Source organism: Streptomyces sp. UH6 (genome assembly GCF_013421635.1).
In the GTDB taxonomy this organism is placed as follows: domain Bacteria; phylum Actinomycetota; class Actinomycetes; order Streptomycetales; family Streptomycetaceae; genus Streptomyces; species Streptomyces abyssomicinicus.
On record NZ_JACADT010001381.1, the window covers coordinates 1 to 1,128 of the forward strand.

The 1,128-nt window shown below is 72.3% G+C and carries 1 protein-coding gene; it reads left to right on the forward strand.

All coding sequences use genetic code 11. The features are described from left to right. Positions 1 to 1,128 (forward strand): serine/threonine protein kinase (locus HW445_RS32035; RefSeq protein ID WP_257231438.1); only part of this gene is annotated, 1,128 nt, incomplete at both ends.

Genomic DNA, 1,128 nt, shown 5'->3' on the forward strand with positions numbered 1-1,128 from the left:
CGCAAGCGGTTCTGCTCGCGTTCGGACTGCGGCGCGCCGGTGGGCCGGGCCCGCGGCGACCGCCCGGGCCGCACCGAGGGGTTCTGCACCAAGTGCGGACACCCCTACTCCTTCGTGCCCAAGCTGCGTGCCGGCGACGTCGTGCACGGGCAGTACGAGGTGGCGGGCTGCCTGGCCCACGGCGGGCTGGGCTGGATCTACCTGGCGGTGGACCGCGCGGTCTCCGACCGGTGGGTCGTCCTCAAGGGCCTGCTGGACACCGGCGACCAGGACGCGATGGCCGCCGCCATCTCCGAGCGGCGGTTCCTGGCCGAGATCGAGCACGCCAACATCGTGCGGATCTACAACTTCGTCGAGCACCTGGACCAGCGGACCGGCTCCATGGACGGCTACATCGTCATGGAGTACGTCGGCGGGAAGTCGCTGAAGGACATCGCCAACGGCCGCCGCACCCCGGACGGCCGGCGGGACCCGCTGCCGGTGGAGCAGGCCTGCGCCTACGGGATCGAGGCGCTGGAGGCGCTGGGCCACCTGCACAGCCGCAACCTGCTGTACTGCGACTTCAAGGTCGACAACGCGATACAGACCGAGGACCAGCTCAAGCTGATCGACATGGGCGCGGTCCGGCGGATGGACGACTTCGAGTCGGCCATCTACGGCACGGTGGGCTACCAGGCGCCCGAGGTCGCCACGGTGGGCCCGTCGGTCGCCTCCGACCTGTACACGGTGGCGCGGACCCTCGCGGTGCTCACCTTCGACTTCCACGGCTACACGACGGTGTTCGCGGACTCGCTGCCCGACCCGGACCAGACCGAGGTGTTCCGGCGGTACGAGTCGTTCTACCGGCTGCTGGTGCGGGCCACCGACCCGGACCCGGCGCGCCGGTTCGCCTCCGCCCAGGAGATGGCGGAGCAGCTCACCGGCGTGCTGCGCGAGGTGGTCGCGCTGCGGTCCGGCCGCCCCCGGCCCGCCCTCTCCACCCTGTTCGGCCCCGAACTGCGGGTCACCGACTCCCAGTTGTTCGGCGACCGGGACCCGGAGGTCTCACGTCTCGGCGCCCGCCGGAACCCGCGGGGCGGGCTGTTCGCCCGGCGACGCGCGGACACCCCGACGGCGGGAGGGGTTCCG